The sequence below is a fragment of the Burkholderia mycopellens genome, from assembly GCF_964265025.1.
GTDB lineage: Bacteria > Pseudomonadota > Gammaproteobacteria > Burkholderiales > Burkholderiaceae > Burkholderia.
In genome coordinates, this window is the sequence record NZ_OZ183802.1 from 64,088 (window position 1) to 82,283 (window position 18,196).

At 65.9% G+C, this 18,196-nt stretch carries 15 protein-coding genes; 10 read left to right on the forward strand and 5 right to left on the reverse strand.

The window, feature by feature from the left end; genetic code table 11:
- Positions 1-15: 15 nt before the first annotated feature.
- Positions 16-468, reverse strand: a complete 453-nt coding sequence (gene gspG, locus ACPTTC_RS00310; protein ID WP_166891651.1) for a type II secretion system major pseudopilin GspG — start codon at positions 466-468, stop codon at positions 16-18.
- 175 nt (positions 469-643) lie between these two features.
- Between gspG and ACPTTC_RS00315 the strand changes: the two genes are divergently transcribed.
- A complete protein-coding gene (locus ACPTTC_RS00315) occupies positions 644-1,054 on the forward strand; it encodes a type II secretion system protein N (RefSeq protein ID WP_043184833.1) in 411 nt (136 codons plus the stop codon).
- A gap of 35 nt (positions 1,055-1,089) precedes the next feature.
- Here the strand turns inward: ACPTTC_RS00315 and gspF are convergent, their stop codons facing one another.
- Genes gspF through gspD form a run of 3 tightly spaced genes read right to left on the reverse strand, consistent with a single transcriptional unit; the run spans position 1,090 to position 6,147 of the window.
- On the reverse strand, positions 1,090-2,307 hold the full coding sequence (gspF, locus tag ACPTTC_RS00320) for a type II secretion system inner membrane protein GspF (protein WP_226199184.1): 1,218 nt from the start codon (positions 2,305-2,307) through the stop codon (positions 1,090-1,092).
- A 4-nt stretch (positions 2,308-2,311) separates the two neighbouring features.
- Entirely contained in the window at positions 2,312-3,802 is a 1,491-nt protein-coding gene (gene gspE, locus ACPTTC_RS00325) for a type II secretion system ATPase GspE (protein ID WP_423393298.1), read from the reverse strand.
- 5 nt (positions 3,803-3,807) lie between these two features.
- Positions 3,808-6,147, reverse strand: a complete 2,340-nt coding sequence (gspD, locus tag ACPTTC_RS00330; protein ID WP_423391244.1) for a type II secretion system secretin GspD — start codon at positions 6,145-6,147, stop codon at positions 3,808-3,810.
- Positions 6,148-6,513: 366 nt separating this feature from the next.
- Between gspD and ACPTTC_RS00335 the strand changes: the two genes are divergently transcribed.
- Together ACPTTC_RS00335 and ACPTTC_RS00340 are read left to right on the forward strand one after the other, a co-directional pair.
- Positions 6,514-6,963: a lytic transglycosylase domain-containing protein gene (locus ACPTTC_RS00335; RefSeq protein WP_226199186.1), complete on the forward strand. Its 450-nt coding sequence runs from the start codon at positions 6,514-6,516 to the stop codon at positions 6,961-6,963.
- A gap of 159 nt (positions 6,964-7,122) precedes the next feature.
- Entirely contained in the window at positions 7,123-8,436 is a 1,314-nt protein-coding gene (locus tag ACPTTC_RS00340) for a GTP-binding protein (protein WP_423391245.1), read from the forward strand.
- Positions 8,437-8,554: 118 nt separating this feature from the next.
- Here ACPTTC_RS00340 and ACPTTC_RS00345 read toward each other — a convergent pair whose 3' ends face one another.
- Complete coding sequence (locus ACPTTC_RS00345; protein ID WP_006401505.1) at positions 8,555-8,833, reverse strand: HU family DNA-binding protein; 279 nt, start codon at positions 8,831-8,833, stop codon at positions 8,555-8,557.
- 388 nt (positions 8,834-9,221) lie between these two features.
- Here ACPTTC_RS00345 and mnmC point away from each other — a divergent pair, with 388 nt between their 5' ends.
- The 7 genes from mnmC to ACPTTC_RS00380 all read left to right on the forward strand — a co-directional run bounded on the left by mnmC (position 9,222) and on the right by ACPTTC_RS00380 (position 18,118).
- Positions 9,222-11,168 (forward strand): bifunctional tRNA (5-methylaminomethyl-2-thiouridine)(34)-methyltransferase MnmD/FAD-dependent 5-carboxymethylaminomethyl-2-thiouridine(34) oxidoreductase MnmC, encoded by a 1,947-nt coding sequence (gene mnmC, locus ACPTTC_RS00350; RefSeq protein WP_423391246.1) that lies wholly within the window; start codon positions 9,222-9,224, stop codon positions 11,166-11,168.
- A 671-nt stretch (positions 11,169-11,839) separates the two neighbouring features.
- Positions 11,840-13,054, forward strand: a complete 1,215-nt coding sequence (locus ACPTTC_RS00355; RefSeq protein WP_423391247.1) for a cation:proton antiporter — start codon at positions 11,840-11,842, stop codon at positions 13,052-13,054.
- 14 nt (positions 13,055-13,068) lie between these two features.
- Positions 13,069-14,184 (forward strand): YbdK family carboxylate-amine ligase, encoded by a 1,116-nt coding sequence (locus tag ACPTTC_RS00360; RefSeq protein ID WP_226199191.1) that lies wholly within the window; start codon positions 13,069-13,071, stop codon positions 14,182-14,184.
- Positions 14,185-14,692: 508 nt separating this feature from the next.
- Positions 14,693-15,331, forward strand: a complete 639-nt coding sequence (locus ACPTTC_RS00365) for a MarR family winged helix-turn-helix transcriptional regulator (protein ID WP_423391248.1) — start codon at positions 14,693-14,695, stop codon at positions 15,329-15,331.
- A gap of 28 nt (positions 15,332-15,359) precedes the next feature.
- On the forward strand, positions 15,360-16,070 hold the full coding sequence (locus tag ACPTTC_RS00370) for a glutamine amidotransferase (protein WP_423391249.1): 711 nt from the start codon (positions 15,360-15,362) through the stop codon (positions 16,068-16,070).
- A 224-nt stretch (positions 16,071-16,294) separates the two neighbouring features.
- Positions 16,295-17,407, forward strand: coding sequence for an NADH:flavin oxidoreductase/NADH oxidase (locus ACPTTC_RS00375; protein ID WP_423391250.1), 1,113 nt, complete (start codon positions 16,295-16,297; stop codon positions 17,405-17,407).
- Positions 17,408-17,587: 180 nt separating this feature from the next.
- Complete coding sequence (locus ACPTTC_RS00380; RefSeq protein ID WP_175969805.1) at positions 17,588-18,118, forward strand: SET domain-containing protein; 531 nt, start codon at positions 17,588-17,590, stop codon at positions 18,116-18,118.
- Positions 18,119-18,196 lie beyond the last annotated feature (78 nt).

Consider the following 18,196-nt stretch of genomic DNA (forward strand, 5'->3'; position numbering starts at 1 on the left):
CCGGTCAGTGAGCGCTTATTGCCACGAACCGATGTCGGTGTCGTTGCCTTCGCCGCCTTCCTTGCCGTCGGCGCCGTAGCTGAACACGTCGATCTCGCCGTGCACGCCCGGGTTCAGGTACTTGTAGCTGTTACCCCACGGATCGTTCGGCAGGCGCTCGAGATAGCCGCCGTCCTTCCAGTTGTTCGGGATCGGATCGGTGGACGGCTTCTGGATCAGCGCGTTCAGGCCCTGATCCTGGGTCGGGTAGCGGCCGTTGTCGAGACGGTACAGCTTGAGCGCCTGCATGATCGTGCCGATGTCCTGCTTCGCGGCGATGCGGCGTGCCTCGTCCGGGCGGCTCATGATCTTCGGCACGATCAGCGCCGCCAGGATCCCGAGGATCGCGACCACCACCATGATCTCGATCAGCGTGAAACCGCGCTGACGACGCACGGCCGCGTTGCGGCGAGTGATCCACGTTTGCATGACTGACTACCTCTTTCCAAAAAATGTCGTTGGTTGAGTGACGCGCCCGGCGCACCGGACGATTGCCTGACGGCAACCTTCCGAACCCGCGGGCGCGGAGCACGCATTGTAAGGCGCGCATTGCCGAGGGCTTTCACCCAACGCAAATTTCATATACATCCGTACAATAGCGCGCATGAACGCGCTCTCGATCCGGATCCTCTCCCTAGCCCTCTTCGCGGGTTTGTGCGCGACGGCCACCTACTGGGTCGTCACGCTGTCCGCCCGCGAAGCGCCGCTGCCCGCCGCCGCCGCGCGGCTGCCGATCCGCACCGAGGACGCCGCGGCGCTCTTCGGCGGTCAGCTCGACAAGAATCCCGTGCAGGACATCCACCTGTTCGGCATCCTCGCGCTCGACCACGGCGGCGCCGCGATCGTCGGTGTCGGCGGTGAGCCGCCGCGCGCCGTGTCGCTCGGCGCGGACGTCACGTCCGGCGCGAAGCTCGCCGAAGTCCGCCCCCGCTCGATCATCGTCGAGCGCAACGGTGCCCGCACCGAAGTCCAGCTTCCCGCCAACACGCCGTCCCCGGCGATCTACATGCGCTGAAGCCGAAGGCGACGGCCCGACCCACGGTCAGGCCGTCACTGCACCATGTTGTTCAGCTCGATGATCGGCAGCATCACCGCCAGCACGATCACGAGCACGATGCCCCCCATCGCCAGGATCAACAGCGGCTCGAGCAGGCTCGTCAGGAACATCGTGCGGCGTTCGAGTTCGCGCGCTTCGCCTTCGGCCGCGCGATCCAGCATCGTCGTCACGTCGCCCGTCGCTTCGCCGGAACGGATCAGGTGCACGAGCACCGGCGGAAACGTCTTCACGTTGTTCAGCGCGCGCGACAGCGCGGAGCCTTCGCGCACGCGCACGATCGCGTCGTCGATGTTCGCGCGCATCGCGCGGTTCGACAGCGTCTCGCCGGCCGCCTGCAGCGCGCGCAGGATCGGCACGCCCGCCGCGGTGAGGATGCCGAGCGTGCTCGCGAAACGCACCGTGTTGTAGCCGCGTACGAGCTTGCCCGCAAGCGGCGCGGTGAGCACCCAGCGGTCGAACGCCAGGCGGGGCCCGTCGCGCGACAGCGTCGCCTTCACGAACCATACGACGAGCGCGACCGCGATCAGGATCGCCCACCACCAGTGCCGCACGAAATCCGACAGCGCCATCATCACGATCGTGAGCACGGGCAACTGCTGCTTCGTGCTCGCGAACACGTTGACGACCTGCGGCACGACATAGCTCAGCAGGAACGTGACGATGCCGAATGCGATCAGCGTGACGATGCCCGGATACGTGAACGCCAGCAGGATCTTCTGCTTCAGCGCGTTGCTCTGCTCGATGTAGTCGGCGAGGCGCGACAACACGATGCCGAGCTTGCCGGTGTGCTCGCCCGCCGCGACGAGCGCGCGATAGATCTCCGGGAAATCGCGCGGATGCTGGCCCAGCGCATTCGCGAGCGAATGGCCGCCGAGCACCTCGGCGCGAATCGCGGCCATCAGTTCGCGGATGTAGTCGCGCTCGGCCTGCTCGGTCAGCACGCCGAGCGCCTCGTCGAGCGGCAGCCCGGCGATCAGCAGGCTCGCGAGCTGGCGCGTGAGGATCGCCTGTTCGCGCTGCGACAGCTTGCGGCCGAACGCGAGCCGCTGCGACCGCGCCCCGCGCGTCGCGCTGGCGGCCGGCTCGACGACGAGCGGCGTGAGCCCCTGTGTACGCAGCTGGCCGCGCGCGGCACGGGCGCTGTCGGCATCGATGACGCCTTTCTGCGCGCGTCCCGCCGAATCGATTGCTTCGAAACGGAATGCCGGCATCGCGCTATGCGCCTCCCGTCACGCGCAACACTTCCTCGAGCGACGTCGCACCCGACGCGAGCCAGCGCTCGGCATCGTCGCGCAGCGTGCGCATGCCTTCCGCACGGCCGGCGGCGAGAATCTCCGCGTCGGCCGCGTTGCGGTGGATCAGCGAGCGGATCGAATCGTCGACCAGCAGCAGTTCGTATACGCCGCGCCGGCCCGAATAGCCCGAATGCCCGCACTTGTCGCAGCCGACCGGATGCCACACGGTGCGGCCTTCTTCCTGGCGCTCTTCCTTGCAGGCGGGACAGAGCTGCCGCACGAGCCGCTGCGCGAGCACGCCGAGCAGCGACGATGCGAGCAGGTACGGCTCGACGCCCATGTCGGTCAGACGCGTGACGGCCGAGGCCGCATCGTTCGTGTGCAGCGTCGCGAGCACGAGGTGGCCCGTCAGCGATGCCTGCACGGCGATCTGCGCGGTTTCGAGGTCGCGGATCTCGCCGATCATGATCACGTCCGGATCCTGACGCAGGATCGAGCGCAGCGCGCGGGCAAAGGTCATCCCGATCCGCTCGTTCACCTGCGTCTGGCCGATGCCGCCGAGGTCGTATTCGATCGGGTCCTCGACGGTCATGATGTTGGTCGTCGCGGTTTCGAGCCGCGACATCGACGCGTACAGCGTGGTCGTCTTGCCCGAACCCGTCGGGCCCGTGACGAGCACGATGCCGTGCGGCCGCGCGATCAGCTTGTCGAATTGCACGAGCGTGTCGCGGCCCATCCCGAGCGCTTCGAGGTTCAGCCGCTTCGCATCCTTTTCCAGCAGACGCAGCACCGCGCGCTCGCCGTGCCCGGTCGGCAGCGTCGACACCCGCACGTCGACCGGCCGGCCGCCGACGCGCAGCGTGATGCGGCCGTCCTGCGGCAGGCGCTTCTCCGCGATATCGAGCTGCGCCATGATCTTGATCCGCGAGATCAGCGCGCCGTGCAGCGCCTTCTTCGGCCGCACGACGTCGCGCAGCGTGCCGTCGACGCGAAAGCGCACGACCGAGGCGTTCTCGAACGGCTCGATGTGGATGTCCGACGCCTGTTCGCGCGCCGCTTGCGTGAGCAGCGCGTTGATCATCCGGATGATCGGCGCGTCGTCTTCCGATTCGAGCAGATCCTCGACTTCGGGGATGTCCTGCATCAGCCGCGACAGGTCGACTTCGCCTTCGACCTCGCCGACCACCTGCGCGGCACTGCCGTCCTGGCGTGCGTACGCATGGTTGATCGCCTGCGCGAGCTCGTCGGCCGGCACGCGATGCACGGAGATCGAGCCGAAGTTGCGCGCGATCTCCGCGAGCGCGGCGTCGCTCGTGCGTTCGCTGATCCACACCTCGAGCGTGTCGTCGAGCTGGTGCGCGATCAGCACCTGGCCGCTCTTCGCGAAGCCGTACGGCAACAGCCGCGCGGCGAGCGGCGACGGCGGCTGCCGTTCGCCCGGCGCGCCGTCGTGGGAAGGGGATGCGAGCACGTCGCTCACTGCGACGCTCCCGGCGTGGCCGTCAGCGGCTGTTGCGGCACCACCTGCTGCGGCACGCTCTGCGGCTGCGCGGGCGTCGCCTCCGGCAACGGCTGGGCCGGAACCACCTGGCGCTGCAGTTGCTGGCGACGCATCTTGTCGAGATCGAACAGGTTGCCCGCGGCCGTGCCTCCCTGGCTCGGGCCGATCGGCATCGGCGGAACGATCGGATCGTCCTTGTCGCGCATCACGTTGTTGTCCGACTTGTACGCACCCGTCACGCCCTGGATGTAGTCATAGCGGTTGGCCGTGACTTCCTGCGCGGTGCTGCGATCGGAGATGATCACCGGGCGCAGGAACACCATCAGGTTGGTTTTCTGGCGCTGCTTCGATTCCGAACGGAACAACTGGCCGATCCACGGAATGTCGCCAAGCAGCGGCACCTTGCTGTTCGCCACCTGGTAGTTGTCCTGCATCAAGCCGCCGAGCACGATGATCTCGCCGTTGTCCGCCAGGATCGTCGACTGGATCGAGCGCTTCGTGAAGGTCGGGCCGGTTTGCGCGCTCGTGGTACCCGCGACGACCGCCGAATCCTCGGTGTAGAGCTGCAGCTTGAGAATCCCGCCTTCGGTGATCTGCGGCTTCACGTGCAGCGTCAGGCCGACGTCGCGACGGTCGTAGGTATTGAACGCATTGCTCGTTGTACCGCTCGTCAGGTTCGAATACGAACCGGTCGCGATCGGCACGTTCTGGCCGACGACGATCTTCGCTTCCTCGTTGTCGAGCGTGATCAGGTTCGGCGTCGACAGCACGTTCGCATCGCTCACGCCCGAGAAATACTGCAGCAGTGCGCCGAGCCCCTGCACGCCGAACATGTTGTGCAGCCAGCCGATGTTGAGGCCCTGACTCAGCGCCCCGAGATTGTTGGCCAGCCCGCCGCCGGTGACCCCGCCGGCGGCGTTGGTCAAGCCGCCCGCCGTCAGGTTGACGATGCTGTTGCCCAGGCCCAGCCCGGGGTTCAGGTTCGTGCCGCCGAGAAACTGGCCGCTCGCCACCTGCCACTGGATGCCGAGGTTGCCCTGCGTCGTCGAGTTCAGCTCGACGATCAGCGCTTCGATATAGACCTGCGCACGCCGCGCGTCGAGCTGGTCGATCACCGAGCGCAGATTCCGGTACACCGGATCCGACGCGGTGATGATCAGCGAGTTGGTCGCCGCATCGGCCTGGATCATCCCGCCGGGCTGGTTGTCGTCGCCCTTGTCCTTGTCGCCGCCGAGCAGGCCGGCGCTGCCGAGCCCGCCGCCGCTGCCCGACGAGCCGCCGTACCCCGACGAGGACGACGAGCCGCCGAGGCCGCCCGACGGCAGCGGCGGGGTGCCCGACGTGCCGGTCGAGAAGTTGCCGCTCGACGACGAGCCGCCGTTCTGGTTGAAGCTGTTCGCATCGTTGGACGACGCCGACGAGCCGCTGTCGCTGCCGCTGCCCTTGCCGAGCATCCCGCGCAGCGTCTTCGCGAGCTTCACCGCGTCGGCGTTGCGCAGCGGCACGACGTGCATGTTGCCGGGCACCCCGCTCGGCGCATCGAGCTGCTGCACGAGCCGCTTGGCGGCCGCGAGGCGCGACGCGCTCGACGCGCGCAGCAGCAGCGAGTTGGTGCGCGGGTCGGCCGTGACCGACACCTTCAGCGTCGCGTCGCTGTTGCCGATCGCGCCCGGGTCGAGCATTTTCTGCAGCTGCGCGGCGAGATCGATCGCGTTCGCGTTGCGCAGCGGAACGACCTGTACCTGCGCGCCCGCGGCGCTGTCCACGCCGGCGATGATCTGCGCGATGCGCCGCACGTTGTCCGCGTAGTCGGTCACGACGATCGTGTTGTTCGCCGGATAGGCAGTGACCGTGTTGTTCGGCGAGATCAGCGGCCGCAGCACGGGCAGCAGGTTGTTCGCCGATTCGTTGTGCAGCTCGAACACCTGCGTGATCACCTGGTCGCCGCGGGCCTGCGGCGCATTGCCAACATAGGTCGGCACGCCCTGCAGTTTCGCATCGGCCTCGGGTACGACCTTCAGCACGCCGTGATCCTGCACGAGCGAGAAGCCCTGCATGCGCAGCGCCGACTGCAGCGTCTTCAGCGCCTGGTCTTCCGGCACTGGCCGTTCGGCCACGAGGTTGAGCTGCCCCTTCACACGAGGGTCGACGATGATGGTCTTGCCGGTTGCGGCGCCGATCGCCTTGGCGACCTGGTCGATATCCGCATTCACGAAGTTGAGCGTGACCTGAGCGTAGGCGGCCTGCGAGACGATGATGCCGGCGACGATCAGAGTCGTGGCGACGCGCCGCATTACGAAGCGATTTCTTGTCATGGATGAATGGGTCGATGCCGGCTCAGGCCACTTCCGGCGGTAGTGCTGGGATCCAAGTCCGAAAGAGGCGACATTAGCAGTTTTTCATGTCCGAAATATCACATTGATCCGAGGACTGTCTCACATACGACATGTATCCGGCGAGCCGTATGCAATATGTAAGATTCGGCCTATTCCCGGCATGCCGGCCATCGCCCCCGTTTCACGATGAATCGACACGGAAATGCGGTATAACCGGGCTGCCGTATTCCTGTATGTCTCAAGCTGACGGACTGTCGGTATGATACGGGCGGCATGATTCTTGTCGCACGAATAACAGGCGCGGGTTTTCCCGACCCTCACGCATTTTCTTGTCGATTTCGCACCATGAACAGACGGTTCGTTTCGATCGCGTTGATCGTCGCCGGCGCTTGTTTCGCCAGCGCGAACGCTCGCGCGGACTGTTTCGACGAAGCGGCCAAATATCAGCAGGTCAATCCGCTGATCCTGCGCGCGATCGCGTGGCAGGAATCGCGCAACCGGCCCGGCGCGCTGAACAAGAACGCCAACGGCTCGGTCGACTACGGCCTGATGCAGATCAATTCGATCCACCTGCCGACGCTGTCGCGCTACGGGATCGGCCGCGATACGCTGATGGAGCCGTGCAAGAACGTGTACATCGCCGCGTGGCATCTCAAGCAGAAGATGAACCGCTACGGCAACACGTGGCAGGCCGTCGGCGCCTATCATTCGGAAACCCCGTCGCTGCGCGACAAGTACGCGCGGCAGATCGCCGGCATCCTGACCCAGTGGAAGCTGCTGCCGCCCGTGCAATGACGCGGCGCCGCAGCGCGGCCTGACGCCGTACCGGCCGGCCGGCGCGCGTTTGATGCACAATGCGGATCTCACGCCGCAATTTCGCCCGTCCGCGGGACGATCGCGCCCCGGAAGGGCGTCGCGGCCGCTTTTTCAATCTTTCCGTTGGTGCATATCGCTATGAATCCGGCAATGAACCAGCCGTTGCCCGTCACCGTGCTGTCCGGCTTCCTCGGCGCCGGCAAGACCACGCTGCTCAATCACATCCTCGCGAACCGCGCGGGCCTGAAAGTCGCCGTGATCGTCAACGATCTCGCGGCGGTCAACATCGACGCATCGCTCGTGCGCGACGCGCAGGCGCTGTCGCACGTCGAGGAACGGCTCGTCGAGATGTCGAACGGCTGCATCTGCTGCACGCTGCGCGACGACCTGCTCGTCGAGATCCGCACGCTCGCGTCCGAAGGCCGCTTCGACGCGATCTTGATCGAATCGACCGGAATCGCGGAGCCGATGCCGATCGCCGAAACCTTCACGTTCGTCGACGACGACGGCACGTCGCTGTCGAAGGTCGCGCAACTTGACACGCTCGTCACCGTGGTCGACGCGTACAACTTCCTGCGCGACTACGGCTCGGACGATGCGCTCGCGGCGCGCGGCATCGCCGCATCGGAAGAGGACGACCGCACGCTCGTCGAGCTGCTGATCGAGCAGATCGAGTTCTGCGACGTGCTGGTGATCAACAAGGCCGACCTCGTCGACGCGAACGACCTTGCACGCCTGCAGCACATTCTGGCGCGACTCAATCCGCGCGCGCACCAGGTCGTGTCGACGTTCGGCAACGTGCCGCTCGACGAAGTGCTGAACACGGGCCGCTTCGATTTCGACGAGGCCGCGAACGCACCGGGCTGGCTCGCGTCGCTCGATCACGATCACGCGCATCGCGACGACCCGGACGGCCATGACGAACATCATGCGCACGTGCACAGCGAAGCCGACGAATTCGGCATCGGCAATTTTGTTTACCGTGCGCGCCGGCCGTTTCATCCGGCTCGACTCTGGGCGCTGCTGCACCAGGAGTGGCCGGGCGTGCTGCGCAGCAAGGGCTTCTTCTGGCTCGCGACGCGAAACGACATCGCGGGTTCGCTGTCGCAGGCGGGCGGCGTATGCCGGCATGGCCCGGCGGGGCTCTGGTGGGCGGCGCAGGATCGCGCGGAATGGCCGGACGACGATGAGCTGCTCGGCGAAATCCGCGCCGAATGGCACGGCGATCTCGACGATCACTCAGTGGGCGACCGCCGGCAGGAACTCGTGCTGATCGGCATCGCGCTCGACGCGAATGCATGGCGCACGAAGCTCGACGCGTGCCTGCTGACCGATGCGGAATTCGCGCTTGGCGCGGCCGGATGGCATGCGTTCGACGATCCGTTCCCGGCGTGGGATGTCGATTCGCACGACGACGACGATCACGGCGACACGCAGATCGTGCATGCGTAACGCGTTGTAAAAACAACCGTTAAATCTTGCAAGAGGGGCGCGGACTGTGGCAAAAATGCTGCGCGCGCCCAACAAAAAACCCGCCGAAAGGCGGGTTTTTCTTGGAACAGGCGCTGGTTTAACGCTTGTTGACGGCGTCCTTGAACGCCTTGCCAGCCGTGAACTTGACCGTCTTGGCTGCCGGGATCTTGATGGTTTCGCCGGTCTTCGGGTTGCGGCCCGTACGTGCTGCGCGCTTGCCCGAACCGAAGCTGCCGAAGCCGATCAGCTGAACCGCATCACCCTTCGACACGGCCTTCTTGATGACTTCGAGCAGCGTGTCCAGCGTTTCGCCGGTTTGAGCCTTGCTGGCGCCCGTTTGGGCGGCGACGGCGTCGATCAGTTCCTGTTTGTTCATTAAGGTTCCTTTATCAGGTTAGGTTGACACGAACAGCGCGAACGCGCCGATTATACGTGCGCGAACCGTGCCGTCGAGAGTCAGACTCCGACGACACAGCGCCGAATCCTGGCCCGCGCGACGCGCCCTCCGGTTAGCCGGCGGCCACCCCGCGGTACGGCGTTGCTATGATAGCGCAGCGCAAACCCAATAACGACAAGGGTTTCAAAGATTTTCATCGGTATTTCGCCGAATGAATCACCGGCTGCCCGTTTTTTGACCCGCGCCAACCGGACAGGATACGCAGCGCGGTCCGCCCGTGCGCCGCGCCGTTGGCTTTTTCCAACGACCGGTCGGACGGCCCCGCGCAATCCCTTGCCAGGCTTGGCTGCCACGTTTTTTGTTTCGCATGACCGACCGACTTGTTCCCGCCACGCTCGCGCTTCGCGACGACGGCACGCTCGTCTCGCCCGAGTTCGGCGATCTCCAGCGCAGCGCATCAGGCGCACTTGCGCATCGCGTGTTCGTCGCGGGCAACGGGCTGCCGGCGCGCTGGCAGGGCCGCCGCACGTTCACGATCGTGGCGACCGGATTCGGCGCGGGCGGCAGCTTCCTCGCGGCCTGGGCCGCGTGGCGCGACGATCCCGCGCGCTGCGAGCGGCTGCATTTTGTCGCAGTCGAGCCGCATCCGTTTGCGCGCGACGACCTGCGCCGTGCAGCTTCGCATATCGTTGCTGACACAACCATATCGACTGAAGTCGATGCACTTGCCGACGCGTGGCCGATGCTTGTACCAGGGCTGCACCGGCTCGAATTCGACGAAGGGCGCGTGGTGCTCACGCTCGCGTTCGGCGATGCGATCGACATGCTGGGCAGGATCGTTGCGCGCGCCGACGCGTTCTGTCTCGACGGCCTCGCGTCATCGAGCGACGCGGATCTCCAGTCGACCGGCGTGGTCCGTGCGCTCTCGAAAATCGCCGGCGAACACGCAACGTTTGCAGCGTATGCGCATTCGGACGCGTTGAAACACGCACTCGACACATCGGGTTTCACGTCTCGCGAGGTCGACGATCTGCTCGTCGGCGAATATGCGCCGCGCTGGCGCGCGCGCCGGCACGAGCCGCCGCTCGCCTTGCCTGTTGCGACGCGTCGCGCGATCGTGATCGGCGCAGGCCTGGCGGGGTGCGCGGTCGTCGAACGCCTGGCCGCGCGCGGCTGGGAAGTCACGCTGATCGAGCGGCACGACCGCATCGCGAGCGAAGCATCGGGCAATCCGGCCGGCGTATTCCATCCATTGATGACACGCGACGACAACGTCGCGAGCCGGCTCACGCGCAGCGGCTTCCTGCATGCGATCGCGCGCTGGCGCGCACTCGAACGTGCAGGCCATGCATTCGCGCGCAGCACGCACGGGATGATCCATCTCGCCGAATCGGCCGACGACTTCGAACGGATGCGCGATGCCTTCGATGCGTTCGGTGCGCCGTCCGACTACGTGTCGTTGCTCGACGTCGATGCCGCGCGCGCTCATCTGAACCTGCCGGTCGCGCAGGGCGGCCTGCTGTTTCCGCACGGCGGCGCCGTCTGGCCGGCCGGCCTTTGCGCGGCCCAATATGCGGCGGCCGGCGAGCGCGTGCGCTTGCTCGCATCCACCCGCGTTGCAAAACTCGAACGTCGGGGCGACGCATGGCATGCGCTCGACGATACGGGCGGCACGCTGGCCGACGCGCCCGTCGTCGTGCTCGCGAATGCCGGCGACGCCGCGCGTCTCGCCGGGCTGCAGCATGTCGCGCTGCAGCCGGTGCGCGGCCAGCTCACGTTGCTGCCGGCCGGCAGCACGGCACCGCTGCCGTGCCCGACGATCGGCGACGGTTACGCGGTACCGCTCGACGACGGCACGCTGCTGATCGGCGCGACGTTCGAGCCCGACGACATCGATCCCGCGATGCGCGCGGCCGGCCACCTCGAAAACCTCGAGCGCGTGCGGCATCTGCTGCCCGGCCTGATCGGCGAGCTGCCGGATACCGACACACTGCCCGGCCGCGTCGCGTTCCGCTGGGTCGTCGGCGACCGCCTGCCGCTGCTCGGCCCGCTCGCGGACGAAGCGGGCGCCGTCGCCCATGCACGCGCACTGAGCGGTGCGCAGGCGCGCGACCTGCCGCGCATGCCCGGGCTCTACGGCGCATTCGGCTTCGGCTCGCGCGGCCTCGTCTGGGCCGCGCTCGGCGCCGAACTGATTGCCTCGCAACTCGAAGGCGAGCCGTGGCCGCTCGAGCGCGAACTCGCCGATGCCGTCGACCCCGCACGCTTCCTGATCCGCGCGTTGCGCGCACGCCGCGTCGGCCAGGCCGGCTGATCGCTCACTCGATCTGCTCACAGTTTCCCGACTTTTTTGCGCCAGGTTATCCACGCGACGCTGTGGATAACCGCGCGAAATCCGCGCGCACTTCGTGTGTAATCACAGTGGACGTAAACTGGGCAACTCGGCACAGCTGTGAGGCGGCCCGAAAGTTGCTCAACTCAAACTACTGTGCACGAACAGTCTGTGCAACGGGTTATCGGCTCTGCAACACCTTGATCCGTCAACGTAAACCGAAGTTATCCACAGAACTGTGCGTCCTTTGTTAACTTCTACTACGTATATATACAGGTAAACCTTTGAAACCAAAGACCTGTGGTGCCGCACAGCGCCGCGAGTCGATTCAATGGGTTCCAGACCGAAAAAGCTGTGGCACAATCGGTTTCCTTCGCGTTCATCCGGCCAGGCGCCGGACATGCATCAATGGAACGGTCGGCACGATTTCGAATCTGAATCTTCGAGACTGCGCAGTCCGTTCACACACCAGGCCGACAATCCAGATCGGCAACCTGAACGACTTTCCGCCCTGTGGCGGAAAAGGCGGATCCCATGTCCCGCCGTCGTCGACACAACAATCACATTCGGGGCGATACCCGGCCGGCGCGCATCCATTTCTGACGCTTGACCCCGCGTCGCTGGCGGTCGCTTCCAAAGGAGAAGTCACCACGATGAAGTCGGCGTTCTCATTCCTGCCCAACTGGCCGCTTACGCCGGATGCCGTGTTCTGGGCCGGGCTCGCGCTGTTCGCGGCCGGCCTGTGTGGCGAGCTTTGCTATCGCGCATGGCGTCTGCCTCGCATCACCGGTTATGCGGTGATCGGTCTCGTCGCCGGATCGTTCGGATTCGGCGTGATCGATGCAAGCACCGACGAAACTTCCCGGTTGCTGATCGACGTCGCGCTGGGCCTCTTGCTGTTCGAGCTCGGCAGCCGCCTCGACCTGCGCTGGATCCGGCGCAACCCGTGGCTCATCGCGTCGAGCCTCGCGGAAGCCACGCTGACGTTCGTGCTCGTGCTGTTCGTGATGCTTGCGCTCGGTGTGTCGGGGATGGTCGCGGTGGTGCTGGCGGCGATCGCGATCGCCACGTCGCCGTCGATGGTGATCCAGCTGAAGACCGAACTGCGCGCGGAAGGGCAGGTGTCGCAGCGCCTCATCACGCTCACCGCGCTGAACAGCGTGTACGCGATCGTGCTGACCAAGCTCGTGACGAGCTGGCTCCACCAGGAAGCGTACGGCAACGTTTTCGCGACGATCCTGCAGCCGCTCTACCTGATCGCCGGCTCGTTCATCGTCGCGTACCTCGTCGCGCGGTCGTGCAATTTCCTGTTCCGCCACATGACGTCGACGATGCGCGACGAGCATTCGTTCGTTGCGTTGTTCGGGCTCGTGATGCTGGCGATCGCGGTGGCCCAGGCGCTGAAGCTGTCGACGCTGCTCACGCTGCTGCTCGCTGGCATCATCGTGAAGAACCTCGAAGCGCGCCCGCAGCTGTGGCCCGAGCACTTCGGCACGGCCGGCTGGTTGCTGACGGTGGTTCTGTTCGTGCTCACGCTCACGTCGTTCACGTGGGGCGACATCGCGCTCGGCGGGCTGCTCGCGATCGTGCTGATCGTCACGCGGCTCGTCGCGAAGCTGGCCGGTGTCGTCGCGTTCGCGAAGCCGAGCGGCATCGGCATGAAACAGGGCATCGCGCTCGGCATCGCGCTCACGCCGATGTCCGCGCTGTCGTACCTGCTCGTCGACGACACCTACCAGCTCTATCCGAATTTCGACCCGCACCTGCGCGCGATCGTGATGTGCTCGATCGTGATCCTGCAGCTCGTCAGCCCGTTCATCGTGTACCGCTGCCTGTCGGCGGTCGGTGAACGCAGCGACAGCAACTGATTCCGGAACCTGCCATGGCACTCGAAACCTTCGTCAATTCCGAACCGTTTACGTTCGGCGTCGAACTGGAGATCCAGGTCGTCAACACCCACAACTACGACCTGACCAAAGCGGCCTCCGACCTGATGCGCCTGATCCAGGGCGAGACCTTTCCGGGCAACATCACGCCCGAAATCACCGAGAGCATGATCGAGCTGTCGACCGGCATCTGCCATACGCACGAGCAAGCGGTGAGCGAGCTGCACGCGATCCGCGACGTGCTCGTGAAGGCGGCCGACCAGCTCAACGTCGGGCTGGCCGGTGGCGGCACGCATGCGTTCCAGCAATGGAGCGACCGGCAGATCTACGATGCGCCGCGCTTCCAGTACATCTCCGAGCTGTATGGCTATCTCGCCAAGCAGTTCACCGTGTTCGGCCAGCACGTGCACATCGGCTGCCCCGATCCCGACAGCGCGCTGTTCCTGCTGCACTCGATGTCGCGCTTCATCCCGCACTTCATCGCGCTGTCCGCGTCGTCGCCGTTCGTGCAGAACGTTGACACCGGCTTCCATTCGGCACGCCTGAATTCGGTGTTCGCGTTCCCGCTGTCGGGCCGCGCGCCGTTCGTGCTGACCTGGGACAGCTTCGAGGAGTACTTCACGAAGATGGTGAACACCGGCGTCGTCAACTCGATGAAGGATTTCTACTGGGACATCCGGCCGAAACCCGGCTACGGGACGATCGAGGTGCGCGTGATGGACACGCCGCTGTCGGTCGACCGCGCGGCGGCGATCGCCTGCTACATCCAGACGCTTGCGCGCTACCTGCTGACCGACCGGCCGCTGAAGCTGTCCGAGGACGACTACCTCGTCTACACGTTCAACCGTTTCGAGGCGTGCCGCTTCGGGCTCGAGGGCACCTGCGTGAATCCTCAGACGGGTGAGCGCCGCACGATTGCCGAAGACATCCTCGACACGCTCGACCGGATTGCGCCGCATGCGGCCGCGCTCGGTTCGCGCGCGGCGCTCGACGAGATCGGCGCGCTCGCTCAGGCGCGCGTGAACGACGCATCGTGGTTGAGAACCGTTTTCAAACAGGAAAAATCGCTCAATGAGACGGTCCGCCAGCAGTGCTTACGTTGGCGCGAGTGAAAAAATGTTTTGCAGATTACGGGCTCGACCGAGTCGCGATTCACTGAACGACCGGCGGCCCCGATTGCGGCCGAAATCGTTGCCGGTTGTCCTGAAAATCTGTGGATAACCTGATATTCCGCTGCAAAGTCAACGATCTGTGCACGGGATAACCCGGTGGATCATTGTGCTTGGCCCGATGGCCGATCCGAACAGGAAAATGCTCGCATGCACCGTTCGGCGGGTGTCCGGCATTGCAGGCACAACGAAAAATTTTGGTTATCCAGTGATTTTCCACAGAATGAAGGGGATAACTTAGCTGTGCGATTTTCCGCTCTCGCTTAGAATGTCGGCTTTGCGGACACCGGAACGATGCGTGTCTTACCGGTCGCCGCGAACGCGACCGCCGCGTGTGCCCTCGCGACGGCCGTGCTGACGCACTCGCAAGAGCGTGTCTGTTTTGAGATAGACATTCGATCTCCACACTACGGCCGCTCGGCAAACCGGGCGGCGGCAAAGCGAAAAGACTATGAGCGAAGGCGTTTACGGGAATCAGGCTTCGGGACGTGTGACCCACAGCCTGCTGCGGTTGAGTACGGCCATGCGAAGCCAGGCATGGGATTGGGCGGAAGGCGCGGGCCTCACGCCGACGCAGGGCGAGATTCTCGTGCTGCTGCTGCAGCGCAAGGGCCCGATGCGGCTCGGCGAGATCGCGCGCGAGACGCAGCTGACCGCAGCGACCACGAGCGATGCGGTGAGCACGCTCGAGACCAAGGGTCTCGTCGAGAAGCGCCGTGCGCTGGACGACGGCCGCGCCCTGGCCGTGCGCCTGTCGGCCCGCGGCCGGACGGCCGCGAAGAAGGCGCTGCAATGGCCTGAATTCCTGACGAAAGCGGTCGGCAAGCTCGGCGCGGACGAGCAGGGCGCGCTGTATCGCGCGTTGCTGAAGACGCTGCGCGAACTGCAGGTGGCCGGTGCGACGCCGCCGCAGCGTATGTGCGTGACGTGCGCCCACTTCCAGCCGGGCAAGCTGTCGAAGAAGACCGTGCATCACTGCGCGGCGCTCGATATCTCGATGTCCGACAGCGATTTGCGTCTCGACTGCTCGGTGCAGGAAGAAGCCAACGCGGCGACGCAGAAGAAGACCTGGAAGATTTTCGCAGGCTGACGTCCGTCGATCGACCGGGAGGCCGATGATGAACGCTGAAGTCGTGGCGATCCGCCACGTGCATTTCGAGGATCTCGGGAGCTTCGAGCAGGTGCTCGGCGAACGGGGCCGGCGGGTGCGCTACGTCGACGTCGGGTCGTCGCGGGTCGAGGTGCTCGACGTGCTCGAGCCGTCGCTCCTCGTCGTGCTCGGCGGGCCGCTCAGCGTGTACGACGATGCGCAGTATCCGACGATCGCGCCGCTCGCGGCGCTCGTGCGCAAGCGCATCGACGCCGGGCTGCCGATCCTCGGGATCTGCCTCGGCGCGCAGTTCATCGCCCGGGCGCTCGGTGCGCGTGTCTATCCGGCCGCGCAGCACGAACTCGGCTGGGCGCCGCTGACGCTCACCGATGCCGGCCGCGCCTCGCCGCTGCGCCATCTCGATGGCGCGGCGACGTCGATGCTGCACTGGCACGGCGACACGTTCGACCTGCCGGGCGGGGCGATTCATCTCGCGTCGACGCCGGCCTGCCGTCACCAGGCATTCGCATGGGGCCGGCACGTGCTGGCGCTGCAATGCCATCCGGAAATTCGCACCGACCGCTTCGAACCGTGGCTGATCGCGAACGCCGGCGAAATCGCGGCGACGCCCGGTATCGACGCGCGCCAGTTGCGCGCCGATACCGCTCAGTACGGCCCCGGGCTCGAAGCGGCCGCGCGACGCATGTTCGCGGAGTGGCTCGACAGCGTCGGACTCTGACGCCGCCAGCGGCGCTGCCGTTCGCCGCGAACGGGTTGCCCGGTCCGCATCCGATGCAGGCCGGCGCGTCGCCGTATGCGCGCTGTTTGCCACCTTTCCCGCATCGCCGGCAACCCACTGCCGGCCGCACCTGACCATCCGCTTACTGCCGGGTGCATCGTCAGCACGCTTGCGGCCTGCGTGCTACGCTCGTTCGCTCTTTCCCTTCCTGGCGAGCGGCCTCCATGACTGCGCTGTTTTCCCCGTTCACGCTGCGCGGCGTGACCCTTCCGAACCGGATCGTGATCTCCCCGATGTGCCAGTATTCGGCCGAACGCGGCGAGGCGACCGACTGGCACATGATTCACCTCGGCCATCTCGCATTGTCGGGCGCGGGGCTGCTCTGCATCGAGGCGACCGCCGTGGAACCCGACGGGCGCATCACGCATGGCGACCTCGGGCTCTGGGACGACGTGACCGAAGCCGCGCTCAAGCCCGTGCTGGCCGCGATCCGCAAGCATTCGCCGGTCCGCGTCGCGATGCAGTTGTCGCATGCGGGGCGCAAGGCGTCGAGCAACGTGCCGTGGCAGGGCGGTCAGCTCGTGTCCGTCGCCGACGGCGGCTGGTTGCCGCATGCGCCGTCGGCCGTGCCGCACAAGGATGGCGAGACGCCGCCGCTCGCACTCGATGCCGCGGGCCTCAACCGGATCCGCGAAGCGTTCGCGGCTTCGGCGAAGCGAGCGGCGCGGCTCGGCATCGATGCGATCGAGGTGCACGCGGCACACGGCTACCTGCTGCACCAGTTCCTGTCGCCGCTCGCGAACCGGCGCACGGACGAATACGGCGGCTCGCGCGAAAATCGCATGCGCTTTCCGCTGGAGATCTTCGAGGTCGTGCGCGCGGCGTTTCCCGAAGACCGGCCGGTCGGCGTGCGCGTGTCCGCGACCGACTGGGTCGAAGGCGGCTGGGAGCTCGACGATACGATCGCGTTCGCGCACGAACTGAAGCGCCGCGGCTGTGACTGGATCGACGTGTCGTCCGGCGGTGTGTCGCCGTTGCAGAAGATTCCGCTGTCGCCCGGCTACCAGGTACCGTTCGCGCAGGCCGTGAAGCGCGCGGTCGGCATGCCGACGATCGCCGTCGGCCTGATCAACGAGCCCGCGCATGCGAACCGGCTCATCGAGGCCGGCGATGCCGATTTCGTCGCGATGGCGCGTGCGATGCTGTACGACCCGCGCTGGCCGTGGCATGCGGCGGCCGAGCTCGGCGCGCAGGTGACGGCGCCGCCGCAATACTGGCGCTCGCAGCCGCGCGAGCACAAGGCGTTGTTCGGCGACATCGCATTCGGCCAGCGTTGAGCGCCGCGCGCGCAATATTGAGCGTGATGTTGAACGAAGCAATCGTGAACGTGTAGGATGCGGGTAATCCGCCGCATGCCCCGACGCGGCACCGACCGGTGCCGCGTTTTCGTTTGGCGCGACGCCAGGCCGCGATCGCGGCCGCATTCCATTCAAGTCGTCTTCACAAGGATTCGTTCGATGAGTTCACGCAGGATCGCGGTGCGCCGCTCGGGAGTACACGGCAAGGGCGTGTTCGCCGTGGCGCCGATCAAGGCCGGCGAGCGCGTAGTGGAATACAAGGGCGAACGAATTTCGTGGAAGGAAGCGCTGCGCCGCCACCCGCACGACCCGAGTGAACCGAACCATACGTTCTACTTCGCACTGGACGAGGGTGGGGTGATCGACGGCAAGATCGACGGCAACAGCGCGCGCTGGATCAACCACTCGTGCGCGCCGAACTGCGAAGCCGAGGAAGTCAAAGGCCGCGTGTACATCCACGCACTGCGCGACATCGGGCCGGAAGAGGAGTTGTTCTACGACTACGGCCTCGTGATCGATGCGAAGCTGACGAAGTCGCTCAAGCGCGAATACGCGTGCCATTGCGGCGCGGCGTCGTGCCGCGGCACGCTGCTCGCCACATCCGACGACGGCGGCAAGAAGAAAAAGAAGAAGGACAAGAAGGACGGCAAGTCCGAGTCCCGGTCGAAGGACAAGAAAAGCAAGAAGTGACGCAAGCGGCAGCGCACGATGCGCTGCCGCCAGCCATTTCAGCAGGCGGCTGCCGCATCGCGCGGCCGTGCCTTCCGC

What these genes read in the sequence shown, in the direction of transcription:
- gspG (WP_166891651.1), bottom strand. Translation starts at nt 468, where the DNA reads ATGCAAACGTGGATCACTCGCCGCAACGCGGCCGTGCGTCGTCAGCGC.
- ACPTTC_RS00315 (WP_043184833.1), top strand. Translation starts at nt 644, where the DNA reads ATGAACGCGCTCTCGATCCGGATCCTCTCCCTAGCCCTCTTCGCGGGT.
- gspF (WP_226199184.1), bottom strand. Translation starts at nt 2,307, where the DNA reads ATGCCGGCATTCCGTTTCGAAGCAATCGATTCGGCGGGACGCGCGCAG.
- gspD (WP_423391244.1), bottom strand. Translation starts at nt 6,147, where the DNA reads ATGACAAGAAATCGCTTCGTAATGCGGCGCGTCGCCACGACTCTGATC.
- ACPTTC_RS00335 (WP_226199186.1), top strand. Translation starts at nt 6,514, where the DNA reads ATGAACAGACGGTTCGTTTCGATCGCGTTGATCGTCGCCGGCGCTTGT.
- ACPTTC_RS00340 (WP_423391245.1), top strand. Translation starts at nt 7,123, where the DNA reads ATGAATCCGGCAATGAACCAGCCGTTGCCCGTCACCGTGCTGTCCGGC.
- ACPTTC_RS00345 (WP_006401505.1), bottom strand. Translation starts at nt 8,833, where the DNA reads ATGAACAAACAGGAACTGATCGACGCCGTCGCCGCCCAAACGGGCGCC.
- mnmC (WP_423391246.1), top strand. Translation starts at nt 9,222, where the DNA reads ATGACCGACCGACTTGTTCCCGCCACGCTCGCGCTTCGCGACGACGGC.
- ACPTTC_RS00355 (WP_423391247.1), top strand. Translation starts at nt 11,840, where the DNA reads ATGAAGTCGGCGTTCTCATTCCTGCCCAACTGGCCGCTTACGCCGGAT.
- ACPTTC_RS00360 (WP_226199191.1), top strand. Translation starts at nt 13,069, where the DNA reads ATGGCACTCGAAACCTTCGTCAATTCCGAACCGTTTACGTTCGGCGTC.
- ACPTTC_RS00365 (WP_423391248.1), top strand. Translation starts at nt 14,693, where the DNA reads ATGAGCGAAGGCGTTTACGGGAATCAGGCTTCGGGACGTGTGACCCAC.
- ACPTTC_RS00370 (WP_423391249.1), top strand. Translation starts at nt 15,360, where the DNA reads ATGAACGCTGAAGTCGTGGCGATCCGCCACGTGCATTTCGAGGATCTC.
- ACPTTC_RS00375 (WP_423391250.1), top strand. Translation starts at nt 16,295, where the DNA reads ATGACTGCGCTGTTTTCCCCGTTCACGCTGCGCGGCGTGACCCTTCCG.
- ACPTTC_RS00380 (WP_175969805.1), top strand. Translation starts at nt 17,588, where the DNA reads ATGAGTTCACGCAGGATCGCGGTGCGCCGCTCGGGAGTACACGGCAAG.